Origin of the sequence: Kitasatospora sp. CM 4170 (assembly GCF_032110285.1) — a bacterium.
Classification (GTDB): domain Bacteria; phylum Actinomycetota; class Actinomycetes; order Streptomycetales; family Streptomycetaceae; genus Kitasatospora; species Kitasatospora aburaviensis.
Genome location: NZ_CP134877.1, coordinates 4,513,152 through 4,527,880, shown reverse-complemented (window position 1 = coordinate 4,527,880; position 14,729 = coordinate 4,513,152). Strand labels below are relative to the sequence as shown.

At 74.8% G+C, this 14,729-nt stretch carries 13 protein-coding genes; 9 read left to right on the top strand and 4 right to left on the bottom strand.

The genetic code is table 11. The annotated features are described in order from the left end of the window. The first annotated feature begins 248 nt into the window (after window positions 1-248). The 3 genes from RMN57_RS19155 to RMN57_RS19145 all read left to right on the top strand — a co-directional run bounded on the left by RMN57_RS19155 (window position 249) and on the right by RMN57_RS19145 (window position 4,209). Window positions 249-2,708 (top strand): terpene synthase family protein, encoded by a 2,460-nt coding sequence (locus RMN57_RS19155; protein ID WP_313764574.1) that lies wholly within the window; start codon window positions 249-251, stop codon window positions 2,706-2,708. A 161-nt stretch (window positions 2,709-2,869) separates the two neighbouring features. Continuing rightward, on the top strand, window positions 2,870-3,670 hold the full coding sequence (locus tag RMN57_RS19150; protein ID WP_313764573.1) for a VOC family protein: 801 nt from the start codon (window positions 2,870-2,872) through the stop codon (window positions 3,668-3,670). Beyond that, entirely contained in the window at window positions 3,670-4,209 is a 540-nt protein-coding gene (locus RMN57_RS19145; protein ID WP_313764572.1) for a DinB family protein, read from the top strand. The genes RMN57_RS19150 and RMN57_RS19145 overlap by 1 nt, the downstream gene beginning before the upstream one ends. Window positions 4,210-4,333: 124 nt before the next feature. Here the strand turns inward: RMN57_RS19145 and RMN57_RS19140 are convergent, their stop codons facing one another. Beyond that, a complete protein-coding gene (locus tag RMN57_RS19140; protein WP_313764571.1) occupies window positions 4,334-5,035 on the bottom strand; it encodes a winged helix-turn-helix domain-containing protein in 702 nt (233 codons plus the stop codon). Window positions 5,036-5,153: 118 nt separating this feature from the next. Here RMN57_RS19140 and RMN57_RS19135 point away from each other — a divergent pair, with 118 nt between their 5' ends. From RMN57_RS19135 to RMN57_RS19120, 4 genes are all read left to right on the top strand, one after another. Then, on the top strand, window positions 5,154-5,573 hold the full coding sequence (locus RMN57_RS19135; protein WP_313764570.1) for a PadR family transcriptional regulator: 420 nt from the start codon (window positions 5,154-5,156) through the stop codon (window positions 5,571-5,573). Next, entirely contained in the window at window positions 5,570-6,598 is a 1,029-nt protein-coding gene (locus RMN57_RS19130; RefSeq protein WP_313764569.1) for a hypothetical protein, read from the top strand. The genes RMN57_RS19135 and RMN57_RS19130 overlap by 4 nt, the downstream gene beginning before the upstream one ends. A 236-nt stretch (window positions 6,599-6,834) precedes the next feature. Beyond that, complete coding sequence (locus tag RMN57_RS19125) at window positions 6,835-7,761, top strand: NADP-dependent oxidoreductase (RefSeq protein WP_313764568.1); 927 nt, start codon at window positions 6,835-6,837, stop codon at window positions 7,759-7,761. Window positions 7,762-7,982: 221 nt separating this feature from the next. Further along, complete coding sequence (locus RMN57_RS19120; RefSeq protein WP_313764567.1) at window positions 7,983-8,921, top strand: AraC family transcriptional regulator; 939 nt, start codon at window positions 7,983-7,985, stop codon at window positions 8,919-8,921. Between the two features lie 131 nt (window positions 8,922-9,052). On the opposite strand, the gene RMN57_RS19115 is transcribed toward RMN57_RS19120, so the two are convergent. Together RMN57_RS19115 and RMN57_RS19110 are read right to left on the bottom strand one after the other, a co-directional pair. After that, entirely contained in the window at window positions 9,053-10,357 is a 1,305-nt protein-coding gene (locus RMN57_RS19115) for an MFS transporter (RefSeq protein ID WP_313764566.1), read from the bottom strand. A 47-nt stretch (window positions 10,358-10,404) separates the two neighbouring features. Next, a complete protein-coding gene (locus RMN57_RS19110) occupies window positions 10,405-11,640 on the bottom strand; it encodes an aminotransferase class V-fold PLP-dependent enzyme (RefSeq protein ID WP_313764565.1) in 1,236 nt (411 codons plus the stop codon). On the opposite strand from RMN57_RS19110, the gene RMN57_RS19105 reads away from it, so the two are divergent. Beyond that, window positions 11,639-13,045, top strand: a complete 1,407-nt coding sequence (locus RMN57_RS19105; protein ID WP_313764564.1) for a PLP-dependent aminotransferase family protein — start codon at window positions 11,639-11,641, stop codon at window positions 13,043-13,045. The genes RMN57_RS19110 and RMN57_RS19105 overlap by 2 nt on opposite strands. Window positions 13,046-13,152: 107 nt before the next feature. Here the strand turns inward: RMN57_RS19105 and RMN57_RS19100 are convergent, their stop codons facing one another. Beyond that, the gene (locus RMN57_RS19100) at window positions 13,153-13,998 is read right to left on the bottom strand and encodes an alpha/beta hydrolase (protein WP_313764563.1); all 846 of its coding nucleotides are present in this window, start codon (window positions 13,996-13,998) and stop codon (window positions 13,153-13,155) included. Between the two features lie 169 nt (window positions 13,999-14,167). Between RMN57_RS19100 and RMN57_RS19095 the strand changes: the two genes are divergently transcribed. Then, on the top strand, window positions 14,168-14,638 hold the full coding sequence (locus tag RMN57_RS19095) for a helix-turn-helix domain-containing protein (protein ID WP_313764562.1): 471 nt from the start codon (window positions 14,168-14,170) through the stop codon (window positions 14,636-14,638). The last annotated feature ends 91 nt before the right edge of the window (window positions 14,639-14,729 follow it).

The following is a 14,729-nucleotide window of genomic DNA, read 5'->3' as shown; positions in this document are numbered from 1 at the left end:
GCCTCGCGGGGATCCCCGTGACGCTCTGCCCGATGGGGGGAACCAGGCGTACAGGTGATCCAATGCCGGGCGATTCCTGGGGCGTCTGTTCGAGTCAATGGGCTTATTTCATATGACTGTTCCTGTTGCCCGGTGCGGGGCGGCGCCGGCGGGTAATGCTGTGCCGACCGGGCGGCGGGTGTGGGGAGTGAAGGCGCTGCTTCGCCGTGCCGGTCGGCCTCGTCGACGCGTCCAGAAAGGCTCGCCCGGTGACTCAGCCGTTCGAACTGCCCTCCTTCTACGTGCCGCACCCGGCACGGCTCAATCCCCATCTGGAGGAGGCCCGCACCCATTCCACCGCCTGGGCGCGGGAGATGGGGATGCTGGAGGGCTCGGGAATCTGGGACCAGGCCGACCTGGAGGCCCACGACTACGGCCTGCTCTGCGCCTACACCCACCCGGACGCCTCCGCCGAGGCGCTGTCGCTGGTCACCGACTGGTACGTCTGGGTCTTCTTCTTCGACGACCACTTCCTGGAGGTCTACAAGCGCACCAACGACCGTGAGGGCGGCAAGGCCTACCTCGACCGGCTGCCGCTGTTCATGCCCGCCGACCCGGCCACCCCGATGCCCGAGCCGACCAACCCCGTCGAGGCCGGGCTGGCCGACCTCTGGCGGCGCACCGTGCCGGCCATGGGCGAGGACTGGCGGATCCGGTTCGCCGAGAGCACCCGGAACCTGCTCAACGAGTCGCTCTGGGAGCTCGCCAACATCAACGCGGGCCGGATCGCCAACCCGGTGGAGTACATCGAGATGCGCCGCAAGGTCGGCGGCGCGCCCTGGTCCGCCGGGTTGATCGAGTACGCCGCCGGCGCGGAGGTGCCGAAGGAGGTCTCCGGCTCGCGGCCGCTGCGGGTGTTGATGGACGCCTTCGCGGACGGCGTCCACCTGCGCAACGACCTCTTCTCGTACCAGCGGGAGGTCGAGGACGAGGGCGAGCTGAGCAACGGCGTGCTGGTCCTGGAGACCTTCCTGGGGTGCACCACGCAGGAGGCCGCCGAGGCCGTCAACGACCTGCTCACCTCGCGCCTGCAGCAGTTCGAGAACACCGTGTTCACCGAACTCCCGGTGCTCTTCGCGGAGACCGGGCTGGACCCGGAGGGCTGCGCCCGGGTGCTCGCGTACGTCAAGGGGCTGCAGGACTGGCAGTCGGGCGGCCACGAGTGGCACATGCGGTCCAGCCGGTACATGAACGGCGGTGGCGCGGCGGCCGGTTCGGGCGGGAACTGGTGGGACGCGTACGCGATCGGCGGGGTCGGCACGTCCGCACTGGACGTGCTGCGGCCCGGGGCGTCGGGCGGACTGCCGGGCGGGATGGGCGAGTTGGGCTCGCTGAGCCGGGCGCGGGCGGCGGTCGAGGAGTCCGTGCCGGCCGCCGGGCCGGATCCGGCCGCGCGGCGGGCGCGCTCCCACGCCCATGTGCCGTTCCAGCACGTCGGGCCCTCCCGGCTACCGGAGTTCAGGCACCCGTTCACCGTGGAACCGAGCCCGCACCTGGACTCCTCGCGGCTGCACACGGGGGCGTGGGCCGAGCGGATGGGCCTGCTGGAGACCCAGCCCGGTGTGATCGGCTCGGGCGTCTGGACCGCCGAGAAGCTCGCCGACTACGACTTCCCGCTCTGCTCGGCCGGCATCCACCCGGACGCCACCGCGGAGGAACTCGACCTCACCTCCGACTGGTTGGCCTGGGGGACGTACGCCGACGACTACTACCCGGTGGTGTTCGGGCGCAGGCGCGACCTGCTCGGTGCCCGGCTGCAGAACGAGCGGTTCTCGGCCTTCATGCCGGTCGACGGCGGCCCGGTGCCGGATCCGGTCAACGCCCTGGAGCGCGGCCTGGCCGACCTCTGGCGGCGGACCGTCGCGCCGATGACCGTCGAGGCCCGGCGCCGGTTCCGCGAGGCCGTCGAGTCGATGGTGGCGAGCTGGCTCTGGGAGCTCGCCAACCAGGCGCAGCACCGCATCCCGGACCCGGTCGACTACATCGAGATGCGCCGGAGGACCTTCGGCTCCGACCTCACGATGGGCCTCGGCCGGCTGTCCCACGGGCAGGCCGTGCCGCAGGCGATCCACGAGAGCGGGCCGATGCGCTCGCTGGAGAACGCGGCCGCCGACTACGCGTGCATGATGAACGACCTGTACTCCTACCAGAAGGAGGTGGAGTACGAGGGCGAGGTGCACAACGCGGTGCTGGTGGTGCAGAACTTCTTCAACTGCGACTACCCGTCGGCCGTCCGGATCGTCGACGACCTGATGCACTCGCGGGTGGACCAGTTCCAGCACGTGGCGCAGAACGAGTTCCCGGTGCTGTACGAGGACTTCGGGCTCGACGCGGAGGCCCGGGCGCTGCTCGACGGCCACGTGAAGCGGCTGGAGAACTGGATCGCGGGCATCGACGTCTGGCACCGGGACTGCCGGCGGTACGGCGAGGCCGACCTGCGGCGGCACTTCGGGCTTGAGACGGCGACGGTTCCGGCGGTGGCCGCCCTGTCGGCGGCGGACGCGCCGGGCGGGGAGGCGCCGGCCGCGGACGCGCCCGCCGGCGTCGCCGCGCTGCGGCTCGGGCCGACCGGGTTCGGCACGGCGGGTGCGCGGGCACCGTTCGGCGGGGCGGTGCCGGCCGCGGCCGGCGCGCCGGGCCCGGTCCGGGCCGCGGCGGAGCTGCGGTAGCGCACGGCGGCAGCGGTGTCGGGCGGCGGTCCGCCGGGTTCCCACCCGGGCGGGCCGCCGCCCCCGTGCGTGCCGGGTGCCGGCGGCTCGGGGCGCGGTGCGGCGGCGGACTGGCTACTGTGGCGAACCGGGGCAAATCGTCACATGGAGAGGGCAGAGCCATGGCTGTGCTACCCGAGGGAACGCCCTGCTGGGCCGACGCGATGATCAAGGACCTGGACAGCACGAAGGCCTTCTACGGCGCCGTGCTCGGCTGGACCTTCGGCGAGAGCGCGTCCGAGTTCGGCAACTACACGACGGCGTACTCGGACGGGAAGGCGGTGGCCGCCGTGGTCCCGCCGATGCCCGGCGGCGAGGAGCCGCAGTCGGCCTGGTGCCTGTACTTCGCCTCGCCCGACGCGGCCGCGACCGCCGAGCGGATCCGCGCCAACGGCGGCGAGGTGCTGATGGGCCCGATGCCGGTCGGCGACTTCGGCACCATGGTGCTGGCCAAGGACCCGGGCGGGGTCGCCTTCGGGGTCTGGCAGGCGGGGAGCCACGAGGGCTTCGAGAAGCAGGGCGCGCCCGGCGCGTACACCTGGGCCGAGGTGCTGACCCGCGAACCGGGCAAGGCGGACGCCTTCTTCCCGGCGGTCTTCCCGTTCACCACCAAGCGGATGGACACCGACGAGGTCGACTACAAGATCTTCCACGTCGCCGATCAGCCCGTCCTCGGCCGGATGAAGGTCGGCCCGGGCGAGCTCCCGCCCGAGGCGCCGTCCTACGTGAGCGTGTTCTTCGCCGTGCAGGACTGCGACGCCGCCGTCGGCAAGGTCACCGAGCACGGCGGGCAGCTGTTCTTCGGGCCGATGGACAGCCCGTACGGCCGGTTCGCCGCGGTGGGCGACCCGCAGGGCGCCGCCTTCGGCATCATCGACCTCGGCGCGGCCGCCGGCGACGTCCCCGCGCTGGCGGACGCCTGATGGGCGGGGGTTCGGCGGGCGGGGGTTCGGCGGGCGCGGGTCACTCCACGGGCGCCGGGGAGCGGGCCGAGCTGGTCGAGACGCTGGACAAACACCGGGGCTTCCTGCGCCACACCGTCCGCGGCCTCGACGACGAGCAGGCCGCCCGGCGCACCACCGTGAGCGAGCTGTGCCTGGGCGGCCTGATCAAGCACGTCACGGGCACCGAGGAACGCTGGATGCGGTTCGCGGTCGGTGGCGCGGAGGCGATGGAGAGCGTGCCGTACGACTGGGCGGGCCAGTTCCGGATGGCGGACGGCGAGACGCTGGCCGGCCTGCTCGCCGCGTACGAGCGGGTGGCGCACGAGACCGACGAGCTGGTGTCGACGCTGCCCGACCTCGACCTCGTCCACCCGCTGCCCGAGGCGCCGTGGTTCGAGCCGGGCGCGGGCTGGTCCGTGCGACGGGTGGTGCTGCACGTCATCGCGGAGACCGCGCAGCACGCCGGGCACGCGGACATCATCCGGGAATCGCTGGACGGGCAGAAGACGATGGGGTGAGTGCGGCCGCCGCACGTCCGGGCCGAGGCCTCGCACGGGGCTTCGGCCCGGACGTGCGGCGGCCGGTCGGTGCGGTCCGGTCCGGTGCGGTCCGGTGCGGGACCTCGTCCGGTGCGGGGCCGGCTCAGTGCGCCGGGTCGAGGTCGATCCCGAGCAGCTCGCGCAGCGTGCGTCCGCCGTCCGACGTCACCCGCAGGGCGCGGCCGGAGCCGATCCGCTCCACCCAGGACCGGTCCAGCGCCGTCCGGCAGAGCGCCGCGCCGAGCACGCCGCCCAGGTGGGTGCGGCGTTCCGTCCAGTCCAGGCAGCTGCGGACCAGTGGGCGGCCGCCCGCGCGGACCGGCCGGACCGGCAGCTCGATCCCGGCGCCGGCCAGCCAGGCCCGCCCGTCCTCGGTGACGGCGAGGCCCGCGTCGTCCGCCACCAGGCCGCGGTCGTGGAGCGCGTCGGAGACGGCGACGCCGAGGCGGCCGGCCAGGTGGTCGTAGCAGGTCCGGGCCCGTGCCTCGGCGCTCTGCCGGGTGGACTCGCGCAGGGTGCGCGGGGTCCGGCCGGGGCTCGCCGCCTCGGCGAAGGCGGCGAGGTCCTCGATCAGCGCGGCCGCCGCCGGGTCGGCCAGCCGGACGTAGCGGTGCCGGCCCTGCCGTTCCTCGGCCAGGAGTCCGCCCGCGATCAGCCGGGACAGGTGCTCGCTCGCGGTGGAGGGCGCCACGCCGGCGTACCGGGCGAGTTCGCCGGCGGTCCAGGCCCGGCCGTCGAGCAGGGCGGTGCAGAAGGAGGCGCGGGTGGGGTCGGCGAGGAGTCCGGCGAGCTGGGCGAGTGACATGCCTCCATGGTGCTCCTGTGGCAGTTCGGCGGGGGACGAAACGTCCCGTGCCCCGCGCCTGCGGACCGTAATAGGTAAATCATCGACATATCCAAATCGTTGATCTATGCTCCGAAGCATGGCTAACCGTCAACTTCAGGAGCCGACAAGGCTCGTGCTCACTGCGCTGGCCGACACCCCGCGGCACGGCTACGCGATCGTCCAGGAGGTGCTGGCCATCTCGGGCGGCCGGACCAAGCTCCTCACCGGCACGCTCTACACGGCACTGGACCGCCTGCTCCAGCAGGGGCTGATCCGGATCGACCACGAGGAGGTGGTGGCCGGGCGGCTGCGCCGCACCTTTGCGCTGACCGAGGAGGGCGGCGAGGTGCTGTCCGCGGAGACCGAGCGACTGCGCGCCGGTGTCGCCGAGGCCGAGCGCCGGCTCGCCCTCGGCGGGCTCCGGCCGAAGCTCCGGCCGGGCCTGCAGCGCGGCCTGGAGGAGGGCGTGGAGCGGACGTTCGGTGCGGTGCCGGGGCCGGGAGGGGTGACCATATGAGCGCGACGTCGCCGCGGCTCCCGCTGCCCACCGGGCTGCCCCTGCTCGGTCTCTACCCCGCCGCGTACCGGGCCGCGCACGGCGAGGAGATCGCCGCCGTCTTCGCCGAGTCCGTCGAGGGCGCCGACCGCGGAACCGTCCTGCGCGAGTGGGCCGTCCTCGCCGCGCACGCCCTGCGGCTGCGCACCGGGCTCAGCTCGCGCGACCGGCTCGGCCGGGTCGCCGCCGGCGCCGCGCCCCTGATGCTGGCCGGCGGGGCCGCGCTGGCCACCGTCCACCTGCTGCTCGGCCTCGTCCTGCGGCAGCCGTTCTTCGAGGACTTCACCCACCCCGGGGTGGCGGTCGCGGTGGGCGCGGCACAGACGCTGCCGTGGATCCTCGCGCTGCCCTTCGCCGTCGCCGGCCACTGGCCGCAGGCCCGGCTGCTGGTGCTGGCGGGCACCCTGCTCCGGATCGGTTCCGCGGCGGCGGCGCTGCTGGTCGGGTACGCGTCCTTCTGGCAGTACGCGTTCCTGCTGCCGTTCTGGCTGGTGCTCGGCGGAGTGCTGCTGGCCGCCCCGCCGGACGCCGTGGACCTCTCGCGGCGCGGCCGCTACGGGATGGCGCTCGCCGCCGGGGCCGTGGCCCTGCCGATGGTCGCCCTGGTGACCCTCTGGCCTTGGCCGGACCCGTCGATGGCCGTCGGGGCGGAGTTCGGGGAGACCGCGAAGGTCCTGCTCGACGTCTCCACCGCCTGGCCCGCCACCGTGATGTGCCTCGCCTATCTGGTCCGGCTCGGCGGGGCGCGGCCCGACCGCCTTCGGGCCGCCGGGGCGGCCCTGGCGGCGCTGCCCTGGACGGTGATGCTCTCGGCGCCGGACTACCTGATCCCGCCGGTTCCCAACGCCGCGCTGCGCAACCTCGGCGTCGTGGTCGGGCTGATCGGGTTGTGCACCGCGATCGACGCCCTCCGGCGTGCGGTCGCCGCGCGGACAGGCCGGACCGGTGGTACGGACCGTGCGGCCGGGGTGGCCGAGCAGGCCTGAGGAGACGTCACCCCGGTGTGGGGCCCCGCCGTGCGCCGGCGGGGCCCCGCTGCGGTGGACCCGGGGCGGGCGCCCGGGTCGTCTGGGGCTCCCTCGACCAGGGCGCTCGCTGCCCGAGACGATCGGACATCTCTCGAAGACTGAAGGATATTCAGCGGCTCGTTCGGTCTTCCTAGAGTTGAGGACATCAGGAGCCGGGCCGACAGGGGCCGGCCCGAGCGAGAGGCAGTCCTCCCATGCGCGCAGTCATTCAGAAGTCCTTCGGCGGCCCCGAGGTCCTGGAGGTGGCCGAGGCCGAGCGCCCCGCCCCGCTCGGCGCCGAGGTCCTCGTCCGGGTCCACGCCAGCGGCGTCAACCCGGTTGACGTGGCGGTCCGTTCGGGCGCCTACCCGCTGCTCGGCGAGCCGCCGTACGGGGTCGGCTGGGACATCTCCGGTGTCGTCGAGGAGGCCGGCCCCGGGGCCCGGTTCAAGCCCGGCGACGAGGTCTTCGGGATGCCGTTCTTCCCCCGTGCTGCCACCGGCTACGCCGACTACGTCGCCGTCCCCTCGCGGCAGGTGGCCCGCAAGCCCGCCACGCTCGACCACGTGCAGGCCGCCGCGCTCCCGCTGGCCGCGCTCACCGCCTGGCAGGGTCTGGTCGACGCGGCCGCGCTGACCGAGGGTCAGCGCGTCCTGATCCACCGCGCGGCCGGCGGTGTCGGCCACTTCGCCGTCCAGATCGCCAAGGCCCGCGGCGCCCACGTCATCGCGCTGGCGAGCGAGGCCAAGCACGAGTTCGTGCGCGGCCTGGGCGCGGACGAGGTGATCGACTACCGCACCACCGACTACACCGAGGCGGTCGCCGACGTCGACGTCGTCTTCGACTCCTCCTCCGAGGGCACCCGGGCCCTGGAGGTGCTGAAGCCGGGCGGCACCCTGGTCAGCATCATGGAGCACTGGAACACCGAGCTCGCCGCCAAGATCGAGGAGGCCGGACGGCGCTTCGCGGGCGTCTCCGTCGAGCCCGACTACGCCTCGCTGGAGGCGATCGCCGCGCTGGTCGACGAGGGCCGGATCCGCCCGCACGTCGCCGCGACCTTCCCGCTCGCGGAGGCCGGCAAGGCGCACGAACTGGTCGGCTCGGGCCGGGTGCAGGGCAAGGTCGTGCTGACCGTTGCCTGAGCGGCACTCCCGCGGGTGCGGGGGTGCGGGAAGGACCCGGGGACGCAGGGCCGGGCTTCCGCCCGCTCGGGGGAGGGGCGGAGGCCGGGCGCGGACGGCGGGCGGGGCCCGGTACGGGGGCCGTCGGCCGCCCGTACCGGGCAGGGAGCCGGCCATGACAGCCCCTATGGTGGGGGCGGACCGCGGCGGACCGTGGGCAAACGGAAGACGGGGGAAGGTCGTTGGACATCCTGACCGAGGCGCTGAGCTCGATGCGGACCGGGCTGCCGACGTCGGTACGCACCGAGGGCCGGGCCCCGTGGGGCCTGCGCCTCCCACCGGTCGCCGGAGCCGGCTTCCACGTGGTGCTGCACGGCACCTGCTGGCTGATCCCGCTGGGCTGCGCGTCCAGCACCGAGCCGATCGCGCTCAACCCCGGGGACGTGGTCTTCCTGCGGGACGGCAGCGGCCACATCCTGGCCGACCACCCGTCCACCCCGGCCGAGCCCGAGCGCCCCGACCAGTACCGCCCGACCGGGCCGATCGGCACCGTGACGCTCGGCGGTGACGGCGCCCGCACCAGCCTGCTGTGCGGCAACTACCACCTGGACAAGGGCCGTCCGCACCCGCTGGTCCGCCAGCTGCCCGAGGTCGTCCACCTGACCACCGGGCACGGCCGGCACCCCGAACTGAGCGCCGCCGTCCAGCTCCTCGGGGCCGAGCTGGAGAACCCGCGGCTCGGGTCGACCGGCATCGTCCCGGCCCTGATCGACTCGCTGCTGCTCTACATCCTGCGGGCCTGGCTCGACGACCAGCCCGCGGCGGCCGCGGCCGGGTGGGCCGCCGCGCTGGGCGACTCCGCGGTCGCGCCGGCGCTGGCCGCCATCCACGAGGACCCGGCGACCCCGTGGACGGTGGAGTCGCTGGCCCGGCGGGTGGGCCTGTCCCGGGCGGCCTTCGCCCGGCGGTTCACCACGATGGTGGGCGAGCCTCCGATGGCCTACCTGACCCGGTGGCGCCTCACCACCGCGGCCCGGCTGCTCCGCGAGTCGGAGGCCCCGCTGACCGCGGTGGCCGCCCAGGCCGGGTACGGCTCCGAGTACGCGTTCGCGAAGGCGTTCAAGCGCGAGTTCGGCCAGGCGCCGGGCGGCTACCGCCGCGAGCTCAGGGTCGCCGCCTGAGGGCCTGAGGGCCTGAGGTGCCTGAGGTGCCCGAGGCGCCCGAGACTTGGGCGTTGGGCGTCGGGCGTCGGGCGTCGGGCGTCGGTGCGGGCCCCGGCCCCCCGTGTGGTCGGGGTCCGCACCGGGTCCGGCTACCGACCGGCCGTCTCGCGCGGCGCCGTCGGCAGCGTCCGCAGCCGGACGACGGGGGAGACGACCAGCCCGGCCACCACCGCGGCGGAGCCGATCGCGGCCACGGTCAGCGCGCCCCGCCCGCCGAGCCACCCGGTGAGCAGGCCCGCCGACAGCCCGCCCAGGGAGCCGCCGCCGAACAGCAGCGTCCGGAAGGCGGCCGTCATCCGGCCCATCATCGACTGTGGTGTCAGCGCCTGGCGCAGGCTGACGATGACGACGCCCGCCACTCCCAGGCCCAGGTAGGTGGTGAAGAACGAGGCCACGAACATCGCGATCATCACCGGCCGGGGCCCGGCGGCCGCGGCGACGAGCGTCGGCCCGAGCAGCAGCGCCGACTGCGCGACCAGGTAGACAGGGCCGAGCGGGAACCGGGCGATCACCCGGCGGGAGACCAGCGCCCCGACCAGCCCGCCCACCGAGGCGGTCGCGAAGACCGCCCCGAGCGCCGTCGAGCCGAGGTGGAGGTCGTTGGTTCCGTGGAGCAGGAACATGGTCCACACGGTGACCATGGAGAAGTTGCAGCAGAAGCCGATCAGCGCGAGCGCCCGCAGCACCCCGTCGCCCAGCACCCAGCCCAGCCCGTCCCGGAGTTCGCGCAGCAGGTGCCGCTCGGCGGCCGGTTCGGGGCGCGGCTCGGGCGTGCGGATGAGCAGCAGCGAGACGACGGAGGCCGCGTACGAGCAGGCGTCCACGACCAGGGCCACCGGTGCGGTGACCGCTGACACCAGGAGGCCGGCCAGCCCGGGCCCGGCGACGTCGGCGGCCGAGGAGCTGGTGCCCATCCGGGCGCTCGCCTCGACGTAGTGCTCCGGAGTGCGCACCAGCGCCGGCACGTACGACATCCAGCTCACGTCGAACACCACCGAGGCGATGCCCACCGCGCAGGCGATCGCCAGCAGCACGGTGAGGTCGAGCGCGTCCCACCAGTACATCAGCGGGACCAGCGCGATCAGGACCAGCCGGACGAGGTTGGCGCCGAGCATGACCGGTCGGCGTCGGACCCGGTCGGTCCAGACCCCGATCAGCAGGGCCAGCCCGAGGTAGGGGACGAGCTGCAGGAAGCGCAGCAGGCCGACCTGTTCGTCGGTGGCGCCGAAGGCGTGGATCGCGGTCAGCGGCAGGGCGAGGTTGGTGACCTGGGTGCCCAGCAGGGAGACCGTCTCGCCGGCCCAGAACTTGAGGAAGTCGCCGTTGCGCCAGAGGCTCTCCGGTGCACGGGGCGCCGCGGCCTCCGTGGCCCCGGGCATTTCGGCCTCGGGCATTTCGGTCCCGGCGGTCCCGGGTACCGCGCCGGAGTCGGTCGCCGGCGTCACCGGGTGGCGTCCGCGAGCTCGGCGACCGCGGCGGCGACCGTGTCGACCTCGTCCTCGGTGTTGTAGTAGTGCGGCGACAGCCGCAGGCACCACTCCACGTCCTTGTCGCCGAAGTCGAACTGCGCGAACTCCCGGAAGCTGAGCGCCGAGTTGACGCCGCGGTCGTCCAGGGCCCGCTTGAACGGCTGCGGCTGCCACCCGGTGACGGCGAAGGTCACCAGCGCGGCGGGCGCGGGCCCGCGGTCGAGGACGCGCACCCCGGGCAGGTCTGCCAGCCCGGCGCGCAGTCGCGCGGCCAGCGCGGGGGTGCGCCTGGACACGGGTGCGATCCCGACCCGCAGCGCGTAGCGGACGGCGGCCGCGCAGCCGAGCACGGTCGCGTACGGGAACTCCCACTCCTCGAAGCGGGCCGCGGTGTCGACCGGGCGGTACTCACCGGGCGCCGTCCAGCGGGCCCCGTGCATGTCGATGAAGAGCGGTTCGGCGCCCGAGCGCAGCACTCGCTCGGAGACGTACAGGAAGCCCGAGCCGCGCGGCCCGCGCAGGAACTTGCGGCAGGTCGCGGTGAGCAGGTCGCAGCCGATCTCCTCGACGTCGACGGGGAGTTGGCCGACGGACTGGCAGGCGTCGACCAGGTACAGCAGATCGAGCTCGCGGCAGTGCCGGCCGATCTCGGCAACCGGCTGGACCAGGCCGGAGTTGGTGGGCACGTGGGTGGCGGCGACCAGCCGGGGGCGGTGGGCGCGCATCAGCGCCGCCATCGCCGCGACGTCGACACCGCCCCCGTCCGGGAGGTCGGGGGCGTGCACGACCTCGACGCCGTGGCGCCGGCGCAGTGAGAGGAAGGCGATCTGGTTGGAGATGAAGTCGTTGCGGGTGGTGAGGACGACGTCGCCGGGGCGGAAGTCGATCGCCGAGAGCGCCTTGGCGTAGGCGTGGGTGGCGCTGCCGGCGAAGGCGATGGTGCCGGGCCGGGCGTTGATCAGCTCGGCGATCGCGGCGTGGAAGTCGGCGACCTCGGCGGCGCGGGCGGCGGAGGCCTCGTAGCCGCCGATGGCGGCCTCCAGTTCGAGGTGTTCGACCGTCGCCCGGAGGACCGGACGGGCCATCAGTCCGCAGCCGGCGTTGTTGAAGTGGATGACCGATTCGCAGCCCGGGGTGTCGGCCCGCAGGGCGACGAGGTCGAGGAGCGGTTCCGATGTCGGCGCAGAAGCGCTATCCTGTGTCTTCATGAATGACGGTAGCAGTACTGAGGCGCTGGTGGCGACCCTCCGGTCCGGGATCGCCGGGCTCGCCCCCGGCGACCGGCTGCCCAGCAGCCGGGACCTGATCGCCCGTCACGGCGTCGGCCCGGTCACCGTCTCCCGGGCGATCGCCCTGCTGGCCGCCGAGGGCGTGGTGGTCACCCGGCCCGGCGCCGGCACCTACGTGGCCGCCCGCCGGCCCGGCCGGAGCGAGGAGGCGCCGGACACCTCCTGGCAGGCCGTCGCCCTGGCCGGCCGCGACCACGACCTGATCGGCCTGGACGGACCCTCGACGGCGCTGCCCGCCGGCACCGTCGCGCTCTCCGGTGGCTACCTGCACGAGGACCTGCAGCCCACCCGGGCGCTCGGCGCGGCGCTGGCCCGCGCCGCCCGCCGCCCGGACGCCTGGCACCGCGCCCCTGCGGCCGGCCTCGCGCCCCTGCGCGCGGTCTTCGCCCGCCAGGCCGGGGCCGGCGTCGCCCCCGAGGACGTCCTCGTCACCGGCGGCGGCCAGGGCGCGCTGTCCCTGCTGTTCCGGGCGGTGGCCGCCCCGGGCAGTCCGGTGCTGGTCGAGTCGCCGACCTACCGGGGCGCGCTGGCGGCCGCCCGGGCCGCCGGACTGCGCCCGGTGCCGGTGCCGATGGACGCCGACGGCATCCGCCCGGACCTGCTGGCCGACGCGTTCGCGATGACCGGCGCCCGGCTGCTCTACTGCCAGCCGACCTTCCACAACCCCACCGGCACCGTGCTCGCCCCCGAGCGCCGCCGTCAGGTCGTCGACGTGGCCCGCGCCGCCGGGGCGTTCCTGATCGAGGACGACTTCGCCCGCCACCTCGGCCACGGCCGCCCGGTGCCCCGCCCGCTGGTCGCCGACGACCGCGACGGCACCGTCGTCCAGGTCACCTCCCTGACCAAGCCCGCCTCGCCCAGCCTGCGGATCGGCGCCCTGATCGCCCGCGGCCCGGTGATGCGCCGCCTGCAGGCGATGCGCCAGGTCGACGACTTCTTCGTGGCCCGCCCGCTCCAGGAGGCAGCCGTCGAACTGCTCAGCACCCCCGCCTGGGACCGCCACCTGCGGTCGCTGTCCACCGCGCTGCGGGACCGCTGCGCCGTCCTCGCCGACGCCCTCGTCCGCGAGCTCCCCGGCTGGACGCTCACCCATCCCCCGGCGGGTGGGTTGCACCTCTGGCTCCGCCTGCCGGCCGGCCTCACCGACACCGCGGTCGCCGACGCCGCCCGCGCCCACGGGGTCTCCGTCAACGTCGGCCACTCCTACTTCCCCGCGGAGCCCCCCGCCCCGCACCTGCGCCTGGCGTTCGCCGCCGCGCCCACCCCGGCCGACCTCGTCGAGGCCGCCCACCGCCTGGCGGTCGCCGTCCGGTCCGTGAGCTGAGGCCTGGGGCCGGCCACCGCGGGTTCGTCGTCACGGAACGACGGGGAGGGCGATCTTGCCGCCGGCGCTCCGGGCGTCGCCCGGCCCGTGGGCCACGGCGGCGCGGGTCAGGCGGGCGTGCCCAGGATCTCCCGGATGCGGGTGGCGTAGGCCCGGGGGTGGGTGGTGTTCCCGTTGTGGCCGCCGGGCAGCTCCAGGGCCTCGGTGCCGAGGAGTTCGGCGAGGGCCCGGGCGCACTGGACGTCGAAGACCTCGCGGGGCGTGGTGAGCCCGACGGCCGGGAGGATGCGCGTGCCGGTCTCGCGAAGGAGCGCGGGGTCGAGGGTGTCCTGGATGATCGCGCTGAAGTCGTGCCGGATGAAGTGGTCGAAGTTGGCGAGGCGCCGCTCGTCGAGGGGCTGCGGGGTGAGGTCGGCCTCCCGGTCCGGGCTGGCCGGGTCGATGCCCAGGACCCGGGCGATCTCCGGGAACGTCGCGCGCAGCCCCTCGCGCCGGTAGAGGTCCTGGAGGTGGGCCAGCTCCCGCTCGTGGCCCGCGCGCTGGTCGGCGGGCAGCAGGCGGGGTGCGACGGGCTCGTGGGCGATCAGGGTGCCGATCTGCCCCGGGTGCCGCTGGGCCGCGTGGAGGCCGATGACGGCGCCGAGGCTGCAGCCGAGCATGAGCACCGGCTCGTCGGTGAGTGCGGCGAGCAGGTGGTGGACGTCGTCGGCGTGCTCGACGAGGGTCGCCCCGCGGTCGGGCTCGGTCAGTCGGCTGCGGGACAGGCCCCGGCGGTCGTACGTCACCACGGTGAAGGCGTCCGTGAGCCCGGCGACCAGGTCGACACTGCGGTCGGCGTCCCCCTCGCCGCTCTGGGAGATGAGCAGCATCGGCCCGCTGCCGCTGACCTGGTAGTGCAGAACGGCGCCGGCGACGGCCAGGGTGCCGGTGGTCGGGTGCGTGGTGCTGGGCATGGTGGTCCCCCTTCGCCGGGGCCGGCGGTCCGTCCGCCGCCCGGTGCTCCACCATGATTCATCGAAAGGGATGCATCTGTCTAGATGTATCGAGATGGATGTTTCTCCGGGCGCGGACCGGCCGGATCCATTCATCTCGATGAATCGAATCCGATGTATGCTCCCGGCCATGAACGGAGTGGAGCTGTTCCTGCTGGGCCGGGCCCTGATGAAGCTCGGCGAGGACGCGCTGCCGGAGCCGCCCGGCGGCGCCGGCCGCTACGCCGGCAGCGCCCGGCTGGTCCTGATCGTGGCCAGCGACATCGCCGCCCACCCGGACAGCGCCGTCGGCGAGATCGCCTCCCGGACCGGCCTCCCGCAGAGCCAGGTCTCCACCGCCGTGGCGCGTCTGAAGGAGGCCGGTTCGGTGGTGACGGCCCCCGATCCCGCCGACCGCCGGCGCGTCCTGGTCCGGCAGGCCGCCGGCGTGTCCGACCGCGTCGCCCGGGTCCGCGCCGCCGGTATCGAGCAGGCCCTCGTCGCCGCGCTCGGCACCGAGGACCCCCGGCAGCTCCGCGAGGTGACCGACGCCCTCGACGTCCTCGCCCGCCGGCTCCTGCCGCACGCCCCGCAGGACCCGTCGCCCGGCGCGGCTCGGTAGGAGCCCGTCCGGGGCCGACCCGCGTCGCCGTCCGGGGTCGGGGTCGCGTCGCCGTCCGACGCCGGAGCGGGCCGCCGTCCGACGCCGGACC